Consider the following 15,046-nt stretch of genomic DNA (forward strand, 5'->3'; position numbering starts at 1 on the left):
CCACCGCGAAATAAGGTGACATGTCACCTTGTTGTGCGGGGCGGAACGCGACGGACGTTCCCCGACAACAGGAGCATGAGATGTCCCCACTTGCAGGTAAAACAGCACTGGTCACCGGCGGGACGTCGGGCATCGGCTACGCGACCGCCCGCGCGTTCGCCGATGCAGGCGCGAAGGTGTTCATCACGGGTCGCACCAAAGAACGGGTTCAGGATGCCGCCACGTCCCTCGGAAGCGGCGTGGTCGGTGTGGCCAGTGACGTCACCGCATTGGCGGATCTGGACCGATTGATCGATGTCATTCGCGAAGGCGGTACCGGGCTCGACATCGTCTTTGCCAACGCCGGCGGCGGTGAGTACGTGACCCTCGAAGAGGAGACCCCCGAACACCTCGCCGACACGTTCAACCGCAACGTCGGCGGCACGGTGTTCACGGTGCAGAAAACACTGCCCTTGCTCACCCCCGGCGCCTCGATCGTGCTGGCCGGCTCCACTGCGGCCACCCGTGGCACCCCGGCGTTCGGCGCCTATGCCGCGTCCAAAGCCGCGATCCGGTCGTTCGGTCGCACATGGGCGACGGAGTTGGCCGACCGCGGAATCCGCGTCAACACCGTCATTCCCGGTCCGATCATGACACCGGGGCTGCACGGCTTGGAGGCCGACGAAGAGCAGCGCCAAGCCATGTTGGATGGCCTGGCTTCGAACCCGATGAAACGCATCGGCGATCCCGAGGAACTGGCCGCAGCGGTCGTGTTTCTCGCTTCGGACGCAAGCAGTTTCATGACAGGGTCCGAGATCGTCGTCGACGGTGGCATCAACCAGGTCTAGACGTCCGGACACGGCAGGGTGCCCTCGCGCAACAATCTCTCGTGCACGGTGGCGAGAATGTCGGCGAGGGCTTCCTCGCGTTCGGGATCCAGGTCGGCGAAGAAGGCCCGACGCACCCACTCGGCGTGCGTCGGAGCGGCGCGCACGAGCAGGTCCCAGCCCTGCTCAGACAGCACGATCAACGTGCCCCGCCCGTCGGTCTCCGACGCCAGACGGTCGACGAGGCCACGACGCGCCATCCTCACGAGGTGGTGCGACAGTCGGCTGCGCTCCCACCCGATCACCGTCGCGAGCGATGTCACCTGTAGGCGGCGATCCGGTGCGCGCGACAGCGCGTTGAGCACCGTGTAGTCGTAGAGCGAGAGTCCGCATTCGGCCCGCAGGTGATGGTTCATCTCGTACTCGAGCCGATGGTAGACGCGCATGTAGCTCAACCACGCGCGCTGCTGGACCGGCGTCAGCGGGTAATCGGTCACCGCAGCCGAGTCGCCCGTTTCACGCGCACCCCTTCGTTCGCCGGCGACCGGCCGCCGAACGTGCACCCACGGTAGCGAGGAACGTCTCGGCGCTACCGTGGCAACACGTTCGCGATGGCGGCCGCACCATCCCGGTCACAGCATGCAGGACACGCAACCCTCGACTTCGGTTCCCTCCAAAGCCATCTGGCGCAGCCGGATGTAGTACAGCGTCTTGATACCCTTGCGCCACGCGTAGATCTGCGCCTTGTTCACGTCTCGGGTGGTGGCGGTGTCCTTGAAGAACAGCGTCAGGCTCAGCCCCTGGTCGACGTGCTGGGTGGCCGCGGCGTAGGTGTCGATGACCTTCTCGTAGCCGATCTCGTAGGCGTCCTGGAAGTACTCCAGGTTCTCGTTGGTCATGTACGGCGCCGGATAGTAGACGCGGCCGATCTTGCCTTCCTTGCGGATCTCGACCTTGCTGGCGATCGGGTGGATCGAGCTGGTCGAGTGGTTGATGTAGGAGATCGATCCGGTCGGCGGAACCGCCTGCAGATTCTGGTTGTAGATGCCGTGGGCCTGCACCGATTCCTTGAGCCGCTCCCAGTCCTGCTGGTTCGGGATGCGGATGCCGGCATCGGCGAACAGCGCGCGCACCTTGTCGGTCTTGGGCTCCCACACCTGGGCGGTGTACTTGTCGAAGAACTCGCCGCTGGCGTACTTCGAGCGTTCGAAGCCCTTGAAGTGGGTGCCCCGCTCGATCGCGATGCGGTTCGACGCCCGCAGCGCATGGTAGAGCACGGTGTAGAAGTACATGTTGGTGAAGTCCACACCTTCTTCGGAGCCGTAGAAGATGTGCTCGCGCGCCAGATAGCCGTGCAGGTTCATCTGTCCGAGGCCGATGGCGTGAGAGTCGTTGTTGCCCTGCTCGATCGACGGCACCGACGTGATGTGGGTCTGGTCGCTGACCGCCGTGAGCGCCCGTATGGCCACCTCGATGGTCTGCGCGAAGTCCGGTGAGTCCATCGCCTTGGCGATGTTCAGCGACCCAAGGTTGCACGAGATGTCCTTGCCCACCTTGGCGTAGGACAGGTCGTCGTTGAACTCCGAGGGCGTCGAGACCTGCAGGATCTCTGAGCACAGGTTGGAGTGGGTGATCTTGCCGTCGATCGGGTTGGCCCGGTTCACCGTGTCCTCGTACATGATGTACGGGTAGCCCGACTCGAACTGCAGCTCGGCCACGGTCTGGAAGAACTCGCGGGCCTTGATCTTCGTCTTGCGGATGCGGCTGTCGTCGACCATCTCGTAGTACTTCTCCGACACCGAGATATCGGCGAACGGGATGCCGTAGACCCGTTCCACGTCATAGGGCGAGAACAGGTACATGTCCTCGTTCTTCTTGGCCAGCTCGAACGTGATGTCCGGAATCACGACACCGAGGCTCAGCGTCTTGATCCGGATCTTCTCGTCGGCGTTCTCCCGCTTGGTGTCCAGGAATCGGTAGATGTCGGGATGGTGGGCGTGCAGGTACACCGCACCGGCGCCCTGGCGCGCACCGAGCTGGTTGGCGTAGGAGAACGAGTCCTCGAGCAGCTTCATGATCGGGATGACACCCGAGCTCTGGTTCTCGATGTTCTTGATCGGTGCGCCGTGCTCTCGAATATTGGTCAGCAACAACGCGACTCCGCCGCCGCGCTTGGACAGCTGCAGCGCCGAGTTGATGGAGCGCCCGATGGACTCCATGTTGTCCTCGATGCGCAGCAGGAAGCAGCTCACCGGCTCACCACGCTGCTTCTTGCCGGCATTGAGGAATGTCGGGGTGGCCGGCTGGAAGCGGCCGTCGATGATCTCGTCGACCAGCCTCTCGGCCAGCGTGGTGTCACCCGCCGCCAGCGACAGGGCCACCATGACGACGCGGTCCTCGAAGCGCTCCAGGTAGCGCTTCCCGTCGAAGGTCTTCAGCGTGTAGGACGTGTAGTACTTGAACGCGCCCAGAAAGGTCGGGAACCGGAACTTCTTGGCGTACGCGCGATCCAGCAGCGTCTTGACGAAGTTGCGGGAGTACTGGTCGAGCACCTCGCGCTCGTAGTAGTTCTTCTGGACCAGGTAGTCGAGCTTTTCGTCCTGATTGTGGAAGAACACCGTGTTCTGGTTGACGTGCTGCAGGAAGAACTCGCGGGCGGCGAGCACATCCTTGTCGAACTGAATCCTGCCCTCGGCGTCGTACAGGTTCAGCATCGCGTTGAGCGCGTGGTAATCCGTTTCGCCCGGAAGCGCGTGCGCGCCGTCGGTGGTTACAGGCTCTGCAGCTGTGACGGTTGGTGGCACGTCTGTTCCTTCCAGAAATCTTCCAGTCCGGCACGAACGGCATCCACGTCGTCCGGGGTTCCCATGAGTTCGAAGCGATAGAGGTATGGCACCGCACACTTGCGGGAGATGACGTTGCCCGCATAGGCGAACTCGGCGCCGAAATTGTTGTTCCCCCCGGCGATGACGCCGCGCAGCAACGACCGGTTGTGTTCGTTGTTGAGGAACGCGATGACCTGCTTGGGCACATAGCCACCGCTGTTGATGTCGGGGGTGGCCTTCCCACCGCCGTAGGTGGGCACCACCAGCACGTAGGGCTCGTCGACCTCGATGCGCCCGTGCAACGGGATCCTGGTGACCTGCTCGGCGGGCAATCCCAGCTTCGCGACGAAGCGGTGGGTGTTCTCGGACACGCTGGAGAAGTAGACGAGATGACTCACGGTGACTCCTCGAGGTCGGTTCCGGGCCCGCCGGCAGGTGGGAAGGATCAGGCAGACGCTGAGACGACGCCGGCCAGTGCCTTGATCCGATCGGGACGGAAGCCCGACCAGTGCTCGCCGCCTGCGACCACGACGGGCGCCTGCAGGTGGCCCAGCGCCATCACGTAGTCGCGGGCCTCGTCGTCGAGGCTGATGTCGACGACGTCATAGGCGATGCCCTGCTTGTCGAGCGCCTTGTAGGTCGCGTTGCACTGCACGCAGGCGGGCTTGGTGTACACGGTGACGGATGCGGGCTGAGTCATCTGCGCTACGGCTCCTGTCGAGAATGAGGCGAGTCAACGGCTGGTGCTGGCAACTGGTCGGATGGTGCGTCCCACTGAGGTTCAGCGGCCCGCCGGCCCGTGAAATTCCTGGCCGTCCGGGCCACGTCCCGCCGGGCCGGTAGGCCGACTCCGCCGGATCTGGTGACTCCGGCCGACCACCAGATCTTGGGGGTCCGTCGGTGTTCGAAACACTACACCTAGTGTCCGACATTGCGAAGGGATACAAGATGTTCTGAATGACATTTCTGAAATTCCCAGGTCGTAAGCCTGCGACCAGCGCGGCGTCCGGCGTGTCGCGCATCACATCGGCGTGTCGGGAAGCCACAAGAGATGTCTAGCACCAGCCACCGACACGACGCGCACCCTCGGTACCGCCACCCAAACCCGCCAGCAAACAGTTCGCCGGCTCCGCAAACTCAGAGTGGGACGGCATTTCCCGCGCTCAGCCACCTGCGCTTCCACCCCGATGGCGTTCCAGCAGAGCCGCTGCGCCAGAGCGGCAACCTCGGCCGGACCGACGAGCGTCAGTCGGTCTCGGCCAGCAGTTTGCCGACGATGTCACGCAAACGGGCAGTGACCTCGGCGTTCTCCCGCGGATGCCGGTCCCCCAGCTCGGCGGTCGGCAACGACAACTTCAGGTCCTCGACCACCCGCGCTCCGGCGAGGCCGAAAGACTTGCGGGTCTCGTCGTGCGCCCAGACGCCGCCGTAGCGGCCGTGCGCCGCGCCGACGACGGCCAGCGGCTTGCCCTTGATCGCCCCGTCGCCGAACGGCCGGGACAACCAGTCGATCGCGTTCTTCAACACCCCCGGCACGCTGCCGTTGTATTCGGGCGTGACGGCCAGAACGGCGGCGGCGCGGCCGGCGGCAGCACGCAGCGCCTGCGCCGGTTCGGGCACGGTCGGTCCGTCGATGTCCTCGTTGTAGAACGGAACCTCGCCGAGCCGGTCGAACACCTCGACCCGGACGCCGGCCGGCGCCGATTCCGCGGCCAGTTCCGCCAGTTGGCGGTTGACCGAGGCGGCCCGGAGGCTTCCCACCAGCACCAGTACCGTCGCGTTCGCATTCTCCGTCACGTCCACCCTCCGCTCGCTCGTCATCGCCTCCACTAACCGGACTTGAGTCCGAATTATTCCGGCTGGGATAGAGTTGTGAGGTGCCTGTGTCTGACCGGTTGCCGACGCTGACGGTGAGCGAAGCCGGCCCGCCCGAGCGGGGCGACGCCGCACGCAACCGGGCCCTGCTGCTGCAGGCCGCGCGCCGGCTGGTCGACCAGCGCGGCGCCGACGCGGTCACCACCGACGACATCGCCGCGGCGGCCGGCGTCGGCAAGGGCACGCTGTTCCGGCGGTTCGGCAGCCGCGCCGGCCTGATGGTGGTGCTGCTCGACGAGGACGAGAAGGCTCAGCAGCAGGCCATCCTGTTCGGCCCTCCGCCCCTGGGTCCAGGCGCCCCTCCCCTGCAGCGCCTGCTCGCCTACGGTCGCGAGCGCCTCAAGTTCGTCGACACCCACCACGCTCTGCTCTCCGACGTCAACCGTGACCCGCAGATGCGGTTCAACGCTCCGATGACGTTGCACCACAGCCATATCCGGCTGCTGCTCGAGAGCGCGGGCACATCGGGAGACCTCGACACCCAGGCCACCGCTCTGCTCGACCTGCTCGACGCCGATTACGTGCGGCACGAGCTCACCGACCGCGGCCGCAGCCTGGTCGATCTCGGTGATGCCTGGGAGACGGTGGCGCGCAAGCTCTGCGGGACATGACCCCGGCGGCCGGACCGTGGATCCTGCACGTCGACATCGACGCTTTCCTGGCCTCGGTCGAGTTGCAGCGCCATCCCGAACTCGCCGGCCTACCGGTCATCGTCGGCGGCAACGGCGACCCGTCCGAGCCGCGCAAGGTGGTCACATGTGCCTCCTACGAGGCACGTACCTTCGGCGTCCATGCCGGCATGCCGCTGCGGAGGGCCGCCCGCCGCTGTCCTGACGCGACCTTCTTGCCATCCGACCCCGCGGCCTATGACGCCGCCTCCGAGCAGGTGATGGGTCTGCTGCGCGACCTGGGCCATCCTGTCGAGGTGTGGGGGTGGGACGAGGCCTATGTCGGCGGTGACCTCGTCGAGCTGCGCGAGGCCGTCGACCTCGCCGGCCGCATCCAGGAACTCGTCACCGCCCAGACCGGTCTGACCTGTTCGGTGGGTATCAGCGACAACAAGCAGCGCGCGAAGGTCGCCACCGGATTCGGCAAGCCGGCGGGCATCCACGCCCTGACCGACGAGAACTGGCTGGCCACCATGGGCGACCGGCCTGTCGACGCGCTGTGGGGCGTCGGACCGAAGACCGCGAAGAAACTCGCCGCCATGGGGATCACCACCGTCGCCGAGTTGGCCGGCACCGACGCGGCGATCCTGACGTCGGCATTCGGCCCGACGACGGGGTTGTGGATCCTGCTGCTGGCCAAGGGCGGCGGCGACGACACCGTCAGCGCGCAACCGTGGGTGCCGCGTTCACGCAGCCATGTCGTCACCTTCGCCGCCGATCTCACCGACCGCGCCGACATGGCTGACGCGGTCACCGACCTGGCCCACCGCACCCTGGCCGAGGTCGTCGAACAGCACCGCCTCGTCACCCGCGTCGCGGTCACCGTCCGCACCGCCACGTTCTTCACCCGCACCAAGATCCGCAAACTCGACCTGCCCACCACCGACCCCGGCCCGGTCGTCACCACGGCTCTGGAGCTGCTCGATCTGTTCGACCTGGACAGGCCGGTGCGTCTGCTCGGCGTGCGACTGGAGTTGGCGATGCCCGCCCCCACGCCGGCCCCACAGTGATCGTCGGTGATGTCGGCGGGGACCGCTAGCGTCGCAACCATGCTGCAGACGGTCGCGATCCGGGGCTACCGGTCGTTGCGCGAGGTGGTGGTGCCACTGCGCCGACTCACCGTCGTCACCGGCGCCAACGGCACCGGCAAGTCGTCGCTGTACCGGGCGCTGCGCCTGCTGGCCGATTGCGGGCGCGGCGAAGTGATCGGGTCCTTCGCCCGAGAGGGCGGCGTCGCTTCGGCATTGTGGGCCGGCCCCGAGCACCTCGGCGGTGCGCGTCGGACCGGCACCGCCGAGGGCGGCCCGCGTACCCGCCCGGTCTCCATCGAACTCGGTTACGCCTCCGACGATTTCGGCTATCTGGTGGATCTGGGCCTCCCGCAGGCCAAGGAGACCGCGTTCGGGCGCGACCCCGAGATCAAACGCGAGGTGATCTTCTCCGGGCCCGCCGCCCGGCGCGCGACGACGCTGGTGCGCAGGACGCGTGGATACGTCGAGGTAGCAGCCGATACCGGGCACGGGTTCGACGAGCTCGTCCGCGACCTTCCTGCGCATCGAAGCGTCCTCGCCGACTGGGCGGGGGCGACGCCGGAGCTGGTCATGGTGCGGGAGCGACTGCGCGACTGGCGGTTCTACGACGGCTTCCGGGCCGACCCCCACGCGCCGTCGCGACGGCCCCAGGTCGGCACCCGGACCCCGGTACTCGCCGATGACGGCGCCGACCTGTCGGCCGCCGTGCAGACTATCCTCGAGACCGGTACCGATGATCTCGCCCGCGCCGTCGCCGACGCATTCGATGGTGCGACGGTGTCGGTGACGGTCAACGATGGCCTGTTCGACCTGCAGCTTCACCAGCGGGGCATGCTGCGCCCGTTGCGCAGCGCCGAGATCTCGGATGGCACATTACGTTTCCTGTTGTGGGCGGCCGCGCTGTTGAGCCCGCAGCCACCCTCGCTGATGGTGCTCAACGAGCCCGAGACCTCTCTGCATCCCGAGTTGGTCCGGCCTTTGGCGGCGCTGATCGCGTCGGCCGCCACCCGCGCCCAGCTGATCGTCGTGACGCACTCGCCGACGCTGCGCGAGTGCCTGGGCGCCGCGCCGCTCGGCTCCGAGGACAGCGATGGATGGGAGCTCGAACTGTACAAGGACTGGGGCGAGACCCGGATCGCAGAGCAGGGTCTGCTCACCACACCGCCGTGGGACTGGGGTACGCGCTGAACCTCTGCGCTGTTGCGCCCTAAGCGTCGGCGCTGTTGCGCTGTTGGTTGTCAGCGTTGTTGCGGCTTTGCCTTCTTCGGCTTCAGCACCCGGGTGAACACGAGGTTCACCTGCTTCATCGCGATGCTGTAGGGCCACCACATCGTTCGCTTGAACAGGTACAGCGCACGGATGTCCGGCGAGGTGTAGACGAGGTAGCGGTTCTTGGCGACGCCGCGCAAGATCCGCTCGGCGGCGTGTTCCGGGGACACCGCGTGACCGGAGAACCGTCCGGTCCACTTGCGCACCTGCGGGTCCTCGCGGTCCACTCCCGCGATGTGCACGGTGTCCACCAGCGGGGTCTGCACCGCCCCGGGCACCACGACCGACACCCCGATGCGATGACGGGCGAGATCGAACCGCAACACTTCCGAAAGACCGCGAAGGCCGTACTTGCTCGCCGAGTAGGCGGCATGCCAGGGCAGCGCGACCAACCCGGCGGCCGACGAGACGTTCACCAGGTGTCCGCCGCGGCGCGCCTCGATCATGGGCGGCACGAAATTCTCGATGACGTGGATCGGGCCCATCAGGTTGATGTCGATCATCGACTTCCAGTCCCGATGGGTCAGCTTGTCCACCGTGCCCCAGGCCGACACGCCGGCGATGTTCATCACCACGTCCATCGCGGGCCCACTGGCGTGGATATCCGCCGCGAACGCGGCGACTTCGTCGACCTCGGAGATGTCGAGGACACGATGAGCCGCCACCACGGCCCCCAGCGCACGGGCGTCGGCAACCGTCGCAGCCAACCCCTCGGCGTTGCGGTCGGTCAGGTAGAGCTCCGCGCCCTCAGCGGCCAGCCTCAGCGCCGTCGCGCGGCCGATCCCGCTCGCCGCCCCGGTCAGGAAGCAGCGCTTCCCCGCAAAGCCGGTGCGGAATCCGGGGTTCGAGCTGCTCTGCTGCGCCATGACAGCCGACCCTACCGGCGACCCACCGTCAGCTCGGCAGGTCGTCGCGGCCCCACAGGCCGTACTGCCACAGGCGCTGCACGATTTCGACGGCCCGGGCAGGGTCTTGGTCGCGGCCGACGAAAGCACTGTCGTGCGACAGCGTCATCGACGTCACTGCGGTCAGCGTCCGCACCAACCCCCGGATGTCCGACGACACCGGCCGGGCCCCGGCGTCCTGGTCGACGACGCCGACGATCTTGTCGACCACGGTGTCCTGGAAGTCGTCCATGATCTCACGGATCTGCGCATCGGTGCTGCGAGCCAGACTGCACGCAGCCATGATCGGGTCGTTCGACGCGAACACGGCCGCGGCGTAACCCACCATGCGTTCGGCGAACTTCGACGGGGATTCGTCCGGCTCTCGCGGGGCGAAGTCGTGGGTGAGCTTGTCGAGTTCTTCCATCGCGTCGGCGACGATCACCGCGAGCACGGCGTACTTGGACTCGAAGTAGAAGTAGAAACCCGAACGCGCGACGCCGGCCCGCTCGCTGATGGTGCTGACGGACAACTCCGCGAACGAGCGCTCCTCGAGCAGCTCACGGACGGCGGTGATGATCGCCTCACGCTGCCGGTCGCCGCGGCTCTGGCGGGTGTCGTTGGGTTCGGCAGTCATGGGCTAGACCTTCGCACCACGACTCGCCCTCGGCCAAACTTGACATGCGTCAAGTCGTGCTACCAGGATGAGCGCAGGTGACATCGACCACAGTATGCCCGCTCAGGAGCGTGTGATGACGACGATCAGCAGCACTGATTACTGGATTGACCAGGCCAAACGACGGCTGAAGCCGACCCCGGTGACCATCCCGGGGATGGGCGCGGTGGAGAAGCGCCTGCTGGCGCACGATTTCAAGGAGATCACGCTGGCCGAGCCGCCGGCCGGCAGCGGTCTCAAGGCCGTGAAGGGCGACCAGGGCCTGCCGATCCTCGCCCACATGATCGAGATGTTCCGCGGCGGACCGGACTTCATCCTGCACCAGTACCGCAAGTGGGGCCCCATCTACTACTCGGGCTCGCAGGTGCTGCCCGCGGTGGGTGCGCTGGGACCCGACGCCACGCAGGCCGTCTTCTCCAACCGCAACAAGGACTTCTCACAGCGCGCCTGGGATCCGGTGATCGGGCCGTTCTTCGAGGGCGGGCTCATGCTGCGCGACTTCGACGATCACATGTACCACCGCCGAATCATGCAGGAGGCATTCACCCGCAGCCGCCTGACCGGATACGTCGAGCACATCGACTCGGTGGCCTCATCCGTGATCGCCCACGACTGGGTCGCCGACGATCCTCGCTTCCTGTTCTATCCCAGCGTCAAGGAGCTGACCCTCGACATCGCCTCGGTGGTGTTCATGGGGCATCAGGCCGGTACCGACAAGGAACTGGTGACCACGGTCAACGAGGCATTCACCACCACCACGCGCGCGGGCAACGCCATCGTGCGTAAACCGGTGCCGCCGCTGAGTTGGTGGCGCGGCATCAAGGCACGCCAGACGCTGGAGGATTACTTCAACGCGCGTATCGGCGAGAAGCGGCGCTCCGAGAGCACCGACATGTTCAGCGTGCTGTGCCACGCGCAGGACGAGGACGGCCAGAGCTTCACCGACGACGACGTCGTCAGCCACATGATCTTCCTGATGATGGCTGCTCACGACACCTCGACGTCGACGCTGACCACGATGGCCTATCACCTCGCGGCCAACCCGCTGTGGCAGGAGAGGCTGCGCGAGGAGTCCGAGCGCATCGGCGACGGCCCACTGGACATCGAGGCGCTCGACAAGCTCGAGGCCTACGACCTGGTGATCAACGAGGCGCTGCGGATGCAGACCCCGCTGCCCTTCAACTTCCGCCAGGCCGTGCGTGACACCGACCTGCTGGGGTATTACATCCCGGAAGGCACCGCGATCATGACGTGGCCGGCGCTGAACCACCGTCTTCCCGAGTTGTGGACCGACCCGGAGAAGTTCGATCCCGAACGCTTCGCCGAACCGCGCAACGAGCACAAGAAACACCGTTACGCGTTCGCCCCGTTCGGCGGCGGCGCGCACAAGTGCATCGGCATGGTGTTCGGGCAGCTGGAGATCAAGACGGTCATGCACCGGCTGCTGCGCAAGTACCGCCTCGAGCTCACCCATCCGGGATATACGCCGCGCTACGACTACGGCGGCATGGCCGTCCCGGTCGACGGCATGCCCATCGTGCTGCGCCCGCTGCGCTGAGCACTGCGGGGCCGGGGCGCTGCGGCGCTGATCTCAGGCCGACGCGAGCAACCGGTTCGCGCAGGCGATCACTGCTCGCAGGGCGGACTGGGTGGGGTCGGCGGACCAGCCCATCGCCCACTCGCTGCGGGTGCCGTCGCACCCCCGGATGAACGTCGCGGTGTGCTCACCGGCCGGGAGCTGGTGAAACGCGGTCATCTCGACGGCGATCCCCCGCTCGTAGAGCATCGCGGTCAACGCCGCGACGGGGCCCGTCGCCGCGGCCCGGGAGGTGTCGATGGAGTCCCCCAGCGCCAACGTCGCCTGATAGGTGCGGGCCTGCGGCCCAATCCGGCGGGCAGGGCGCTTCTCGTCGTCGCAGGACCACTGGCCCAATCGCACCGGTCCGGCCGTTGGTGCGAATTCGTCGACGAACTCGTCGAACGTCTTGTTGGCGGCATGCTCTCTAAGCGCACGCGGCATCGGATGGTCGATATGGGTCGCAAAAGGCATCACAGCGCGTGGTGCCGCACTGGCTGGGGAAGCGATCAGAGAATTCATGGTGCCGGCCTTCGGAAGAGGAAGTGACCGACGAAGTAGCGACGACCCACAGCGAGGGGTCGGTCAGGATCAGACCCCGCTGCGGGTTGCTACTACGAGTCGACTCGGCACGGCAGCGATGCTACACCCCCGGGTGCCGGTGAGCGCAAACACATATCGCCGATGGGCTGGTTGCGGGATCGGGTTGTCACAATGTGCCGGTGTCCTGGTCGCAAGCGGTGCTGCTGTTCGCGGCCGGAATCCTGGGTGGATTGACCGGAAGCATCGCCGGTCTCGCATCGGTGGCCACCTACCCTGCGCTGCTCGCCATCGGACTGCCGCCGGTCACCGCCAACGTCACCAACACCGTGGCGCTGGTGTTCAACGGGGTCGGTTCGGTGGTGGGTTCGCGACCCGAACTGGCGGGTCAGGGCGCGTCTCTGCGTCGCGTGCTGCCGGTGGCCGCGCTGGGCGGTGTAGTCGGTGCGGCGCTGCTGCTGTCCACCCCGGCTGAGGGCTTCGAACGGCTCGTGCCGCTGTTGTTGGGGTTCGCCGCCGTGGCGATCCTGATCCCGGTACGGCCCACGCGCTATTCGCGGGTGTCCAGCCACAACCGGCACACCGTGAAAGTCGCCGCCCAGGCGGTGGCGATCTTCGCCATCTGTATCTACGGCGGATACTTCGGCGCTGCCGCCGGGGTGCTGCTGCTGGCCTTGTTACTCCGGGTCGGCGACGAGCGGCTGGCCCACGCCAACGCGGCCAAGAACGTCATCCTCGGCGTCGCCAACAGCGTGGCCGCATTGATCTTCGCGGTGATCGCGCCGGTGCAGTGGGGTGCGGTCGCGGCGCTGGGCCTCGGCTGCCTGCTCGGTGCGCGCCTCGGTCCGGTCATCGTGCGTCACGCACCGGTGCGGCCGATGCGGTTCGCCATCGGGCTGGCAGGACTCGCGCTGGCGGTCAAGCTGGGGTGGGACGCCTACCGGTGACGGCCCGAACGCGGGTCACAGAAACGGATTGTCGTTCCGTGTCACCCGAGTTCCCAGCTCGATCAGGTTGACCGCCGAGGCGTGCAGACGTTCGCCGGCTTCGGAGCTGGCCTGGCCGGCGAGGTAGCGCGACCACGTGCCCTCGATGACGATGGCCAGCTTGAAACACGCCATCGCCAGGTACCAGTCCAGCCGATCGGTCGGACGCCCGCCCGCATCCCGGTAGGCCTCGAGCAACTCCGCCCGGGTCGCCAGACCACCGAGCACGCCCAGTTCGGCGCCGGCGTCGATCGGGTTCGGACCTTGCGGCCAGCAGATCAGGATCCAGCCGAGGTCCAGCAGCGGGTCCCCGACCGTGCACATCTCCCAGTCGATGAACGCCGCGAGCTCGGGGACCTCACGACGCAGCAGCACGTTGTTCAGATGGGCGTCGCCGTGCATGATGCCGGGCTCGGCGTCCGGGGGCCGGTTGGCCTCCAGCCACTCGGCCAGCGGGTGTACCGACGGGAACGACTCGGGTTCGTAGCGCTCGTGGCGGTAGCTGTCCAACAACCGCATGAATTGCGGAACCTGGCGCGCCAGAAAGGATCCCGGGCGTTTGAGCTCGGCGAGGGGACGGTCCTGCCACGCTACCCGGCCCAGCCGGGCCAGACTGGCCGCGTAGGACAAACCGACGCGATGTCGCATGCCGGCGTCCTGCACGTACGCGTCGTCGACGTCGGTGCCGGGGTTGAACCCGTCGACGGCCTCCATCAGGTAGAACACCACTCCGAGCACGTCGAGGTCCTCGCAGCCGGCGATCAGCTCCGGATGCGGCACATCGGAGCCGGCGAGCGTGCTCAGAACCGCGATCTCGCGGCGCATGGTGTTGTCGCTGGTCGGCCGGGGATGCTCGGGTGGGCGGCGCAGGACCATCGGCTGGCCGTCGACCCGCAGGCGCACGACGATGTTCTGCGAGCCACCGGTCAGCGGTTCGACCTCCGAGACCGAGGTGCCGATCCCGGTCCGTTGCACCCAGCGTTGCAGCGCATCGAGATCGGTCTCGGTGAGCATCACGTCGACGGGCATGCCGTCATCCTGCCAGCGACTTCGGCGTGGATGGCCCTGAACCGATAACGTCCCCAGCGGCGACACCCACGCCGAATGACCGTTTACTTGGGGGCGAAGCGCTGTCCCGCGTCCAGCCGCAGACACTGTCCGTTGAGCATCGGGTTCTCCACGATCGCCAGTGCGAGCTTGGCGTACTCCTCGGGCTTGCCGAGGCGTTTGGGGAACGCCGCATCCTTCGTCAGCATCGACACGTACTCATCCGGGATGCCCTCGGTCAGACCGGTGGCGAACAGGCTCGGCGCGATCGCCAGCGCGCGGATACCCAGGCTTCCCATGTCACGCGCCATGGTCAGGCACATCCCGGCGATCGCCGCCTTCGAGGCGGTGTAGGCGACCTGCCCGATCTGGCCCTCGAACGCCGCGATGGACGCGGTGTTGATGATGACGCCGCGCTCCTCGGCTGCCTCATCGACGGGATCGTTCGTTGACATGTGCCATGCGGCCAGCCGGCTGATGTTGAAGGTGCCGATGAGGTTGAGGTCGATGCTCTTGCGGAACGAGTCGAGACTGTGCGGGCCGTCCTTCTTCAGGGTGCGTTCGGCGATCCCGCCGCCGGCGGTGGTGACCGCGATGTGCAGGCCTCCGAGAGCGTCGACGGCTGCGTTGAGCACGGTTTCGGTGCCCTCGAAGTCGGTGACGTCGACCTCGTGGAACGTGCCACCGATCTCGGCGGCAACGTCCTTGCCGTTCGACTGGGGACGGTCCAGCACGGCGACGGCCGCGCCACGCTTGGCCAGCGCCTCCGCGGTCGCTCGACCGAACCCGGACGCGCCCCCGACGACGACGGCTTTCTTGCCCTCGATCTCCATCTAGCTCCCTTTCCGTGACTCTGCTGACGC

16 protein-coding genes are annotated in these 15,046 nt (G+C 66.9%); 6 read left to right on the forward strand and 10 right to left on the reverse strand.

Features of this window, described 5'->3' with window-relative positions; all coding sequences use genetic code 11:
• The first annotated feature begins 80 nt into the window (after positions 1-80).
• The gene (locus tag ACEWX3_RS19305; protein ID WP_374157359.1) at positions 81-827 is read left to right on the forward strand and encodes an SDR family NAD(P)-dependent oxidoreductase; all 747 of its coding nucleotides are present in this window, start codon (positions 81-83) and stop codon (positions 825-827) included.
• Here the strand turns inward: ACEWX3_RS19305 and ACEWX3_RS19310 are convergent.
• The 5 genes from ACEWX3_RS19310 to ACEWX3_RS19330 form a co-directional block, all read right to left on the reverse strand.
• Positions 824-1,303, reverse strand: coding sequence for a MarR family winged helix-turn-helix transcriptional regulator (locus ACEWX3_RS19310; RefSeq protein WP_374157360.1), 480 nt, complete (start codon positions 1,301-1,303; stop codon positions 824-826). The two genes, ACEWX3_RS19305 and ACEWX3_RS19310, sit on opposite strands and share 4 nt — an antisense overlap.
• A 135-nt stretch (positions 1,304-1,438) precedes the next feature.
• The gene (gene nrdE / locus ACEWX3_RS19315) at positions 1,439-3,610 is read right to left on the reverse strand and encodes a class 1b ribonucleoside-diphosphate reductase subunit alpha (RefSeq protein WP_374157361.1); all 2,172 of its coding nucleotides are present in this window, start codon (positions 3,608-3,610) and stop codon (positions 1,439-1,441) included.
• On the reverse strand, positions 3,577-4,029 hold the full coding sequence (nrdI, locus tag ACEWX3_RS19320) for a class Ib ribonucleoside-diphosphate reductase assembly flavoprotein NrdI (protein ID WP_207066343.1): 453 nt from the start codon (positions 4,027-4,029) through the stop codon (positions 3,577-3,579). Before nrdI ends, nrdE begins: the two co-directional genes overlap by 34 nt.
• A 47-nt stretch (positions 4,030-4,076) precedes the next feature.
• Positions 4,077-4,331 (reverse strand): redoxin NrdH, encoded by a 255-nt coding sequence (locus ACEWX3_RS19325; protein WP_207066344.1) that lies wholly within the window; start codon positions 4,329-4,331, stop codon positions 4,077-4,079.
• A 545-nt stretch (positions 4,332-4,876) separates the two neighbouring features.
• A complete protein-coding gene (locus ACEWX3_RS19330) occupies positions 4,877-5,428 on the reverse strand; it encodes an NAD(P)H-dependent oxidoreductase (protein ID WP_374157362.1) in 552 nt (183 codons plus the stop codon).
• A gap of 80 nt (positions 5,429-5,508) precedes the next feature.
• On the opposite strand from ACEWX3_RS19330, the gene ACEWX3_RS19335 reads away from it, so the two are divergent.
• Genes ACEWX3_RS19335 through ACEWX3_RS19345 form a run of 3 tightly spaced genes read left to right on the forward strand, consistent with a single transcriptional unit; the run spans position 5,509 to position 8,393 of the window.
• Positions 5,509-6,117 carry a TetR/AcrR family transcriptional regulator gene (locus ACEWX3_RS19335; RefSeq protein ID WP_374157363.1) on the forward strand — a complete coding sequence of 203 codons (609 nt, stop codon included), beginning with the start codon at positions 5,509-5,511 and terminating at the stop codon, positions 6,115-6,117.
• Positions 6,114-7,184, forward strand: coding sequence for a DNA polymerase IV (locus ACEWX3_RS19340; protein WP_374157364.1), 1,071 nt, complete (start codon positions 6,114-6,116; stop codon positions 7,182-7,184). Before ACEWX3_RS19335 ends, ACEWX3_RS19340 begins: the two co-directional genes overlap by 4 nt.
• Positions 7,185-7,223: 39 nt before the next feature.
• Complete coding sequence (locus ACEWX3_RS19345) at positions 7,224-8,393, forward strand: AAA family ATPase (RefSeq protein ID WP_374157365.1); 1,170 nt, start codon at positions 7,224-7,226, stop codon at positions 8,391-8,393.
• A 50-nt stretch (positions 8,394-8,443) separates the two neighbouring features.
• On the opposite strand, the gene ACEWX3_RS19350 is transcribed toward ACEWX3_RS19345, so the two are convergent.
• Both ACEWX3_RS19350 and ACEWX3_RS19355 read right to left on the reverse strand, forming a co-directional pair.
• Positions 8,444-9,340 (reverse strand): SDR family oxidoreductase, encoded by an 897-nt coding sequence (locus ACEWX3_RS19350; RefSeq protein WP_374157366.1) that lies wholly within the window; start codon positions 9,338-9,340, stop codon positions 8,444-8,446.
• 28 nt (positions 9,341-9,368) lie between these two features.
• Positions 9,369-9,995: a TetR/AcrR family transcriptional regulator gene (locus ACEWX3_RS19355; protein ID WP_221360961.1), complete on the reverse strand. Its 627-nt coding sequence runs from the start codon at positions 9,993-9,995 to the stop codon at positions 9,369-9,371.
• Positions 9,996-10,110: 115 nt separating this feature from the next.
• On the opposite strand from ACEWX3_RS19355, the gene ACEWX3_RS19360 reads away from it, so the two are divergent.
• The gene (locus ACEWX3_RS19360; RefSeq protein ID WP_374157367.1) at positions 10,111-11,592 is read left to right on the forward strand and encodes a cytochrome P450; all 1,482 of its coding nucleotides are present in this window, start codon (positions 10,111-10,113) and stop codon (positions 11,590-11,592) included.
• A gap of 33 nt (positions 11,593-11,625) precedes the next feature.
• Here ACEWX3_RS19360 and ACEWX3_RS19365 read toward each other — a convergent pair whose 3' ends face one another.
• A complete protein-coding gene (locus tag ACEWX3_RS19365) occupies positions 11,626-12,084 on the reverse strand; it encodes a homocitrate synthase (protein WP_374157368.1) in 459 nt (152 codons plus the stop codon).
• Between the two features lie 248 nt (positions 12,085-12,332).
• Between ACEWX3_RS19365 and ACEWX3_RS19370 the strand changes: the two genes are divergently transcribed.
• The gene (locus ACEWX3_RS19370) at positions 12,333-13,097 is read left to right on the forward strand and encodes a sulfite exporter TauE/SafE family protein (protein WP_207066352.1); all 765 of its coding nucleotides are present in this window, start codon (positions 12,333-12,335) and stop codon (positions 13,095-13,097) included.
• A 15-nt stretch (positions 13,098-13,112) separates the two neighbouring features.
• Here the strand turns inward: ACEWX3_RS19370 and ACEWX3_RS19375 are convergent, their stop codons facing one another.
• Complete coding sequence (locus ACEWX3_RS19375) at positions 13,113-14,165, reverse strand: phosphotransferase family protein (RefSeq protein ID WP_374157369.1); 1,053 nt, start codon at positions 14,163-14,165, stop codon at positions 13,113-13,115.
• 83 nt (positions 14,166-14,248) lie between these two features.
• Complete coding sequence (locus ACEWX3_RS19380) at positions 14,249-15,016, reverse strand: SDR family NAD(P)-dependent oxidoreductase (RefSeq protein ID WP_207066354.1); 768 nt, start codon at positions 15,014-15,016, stop codon at positions 14,249-14,251.
• Positions 15,017-15,046 lie beyond the last annotated feature (30 nt).

The organism is Mycobacterium sp. G7A2 (assembly GCF_041902445.1).
Taxonomy (GTDB): domain Bacteria; phylum Actinomycetota; class Actinomycetes; order Mycobacteriales; family Mycobacteriaceae; genus Mycobacterium.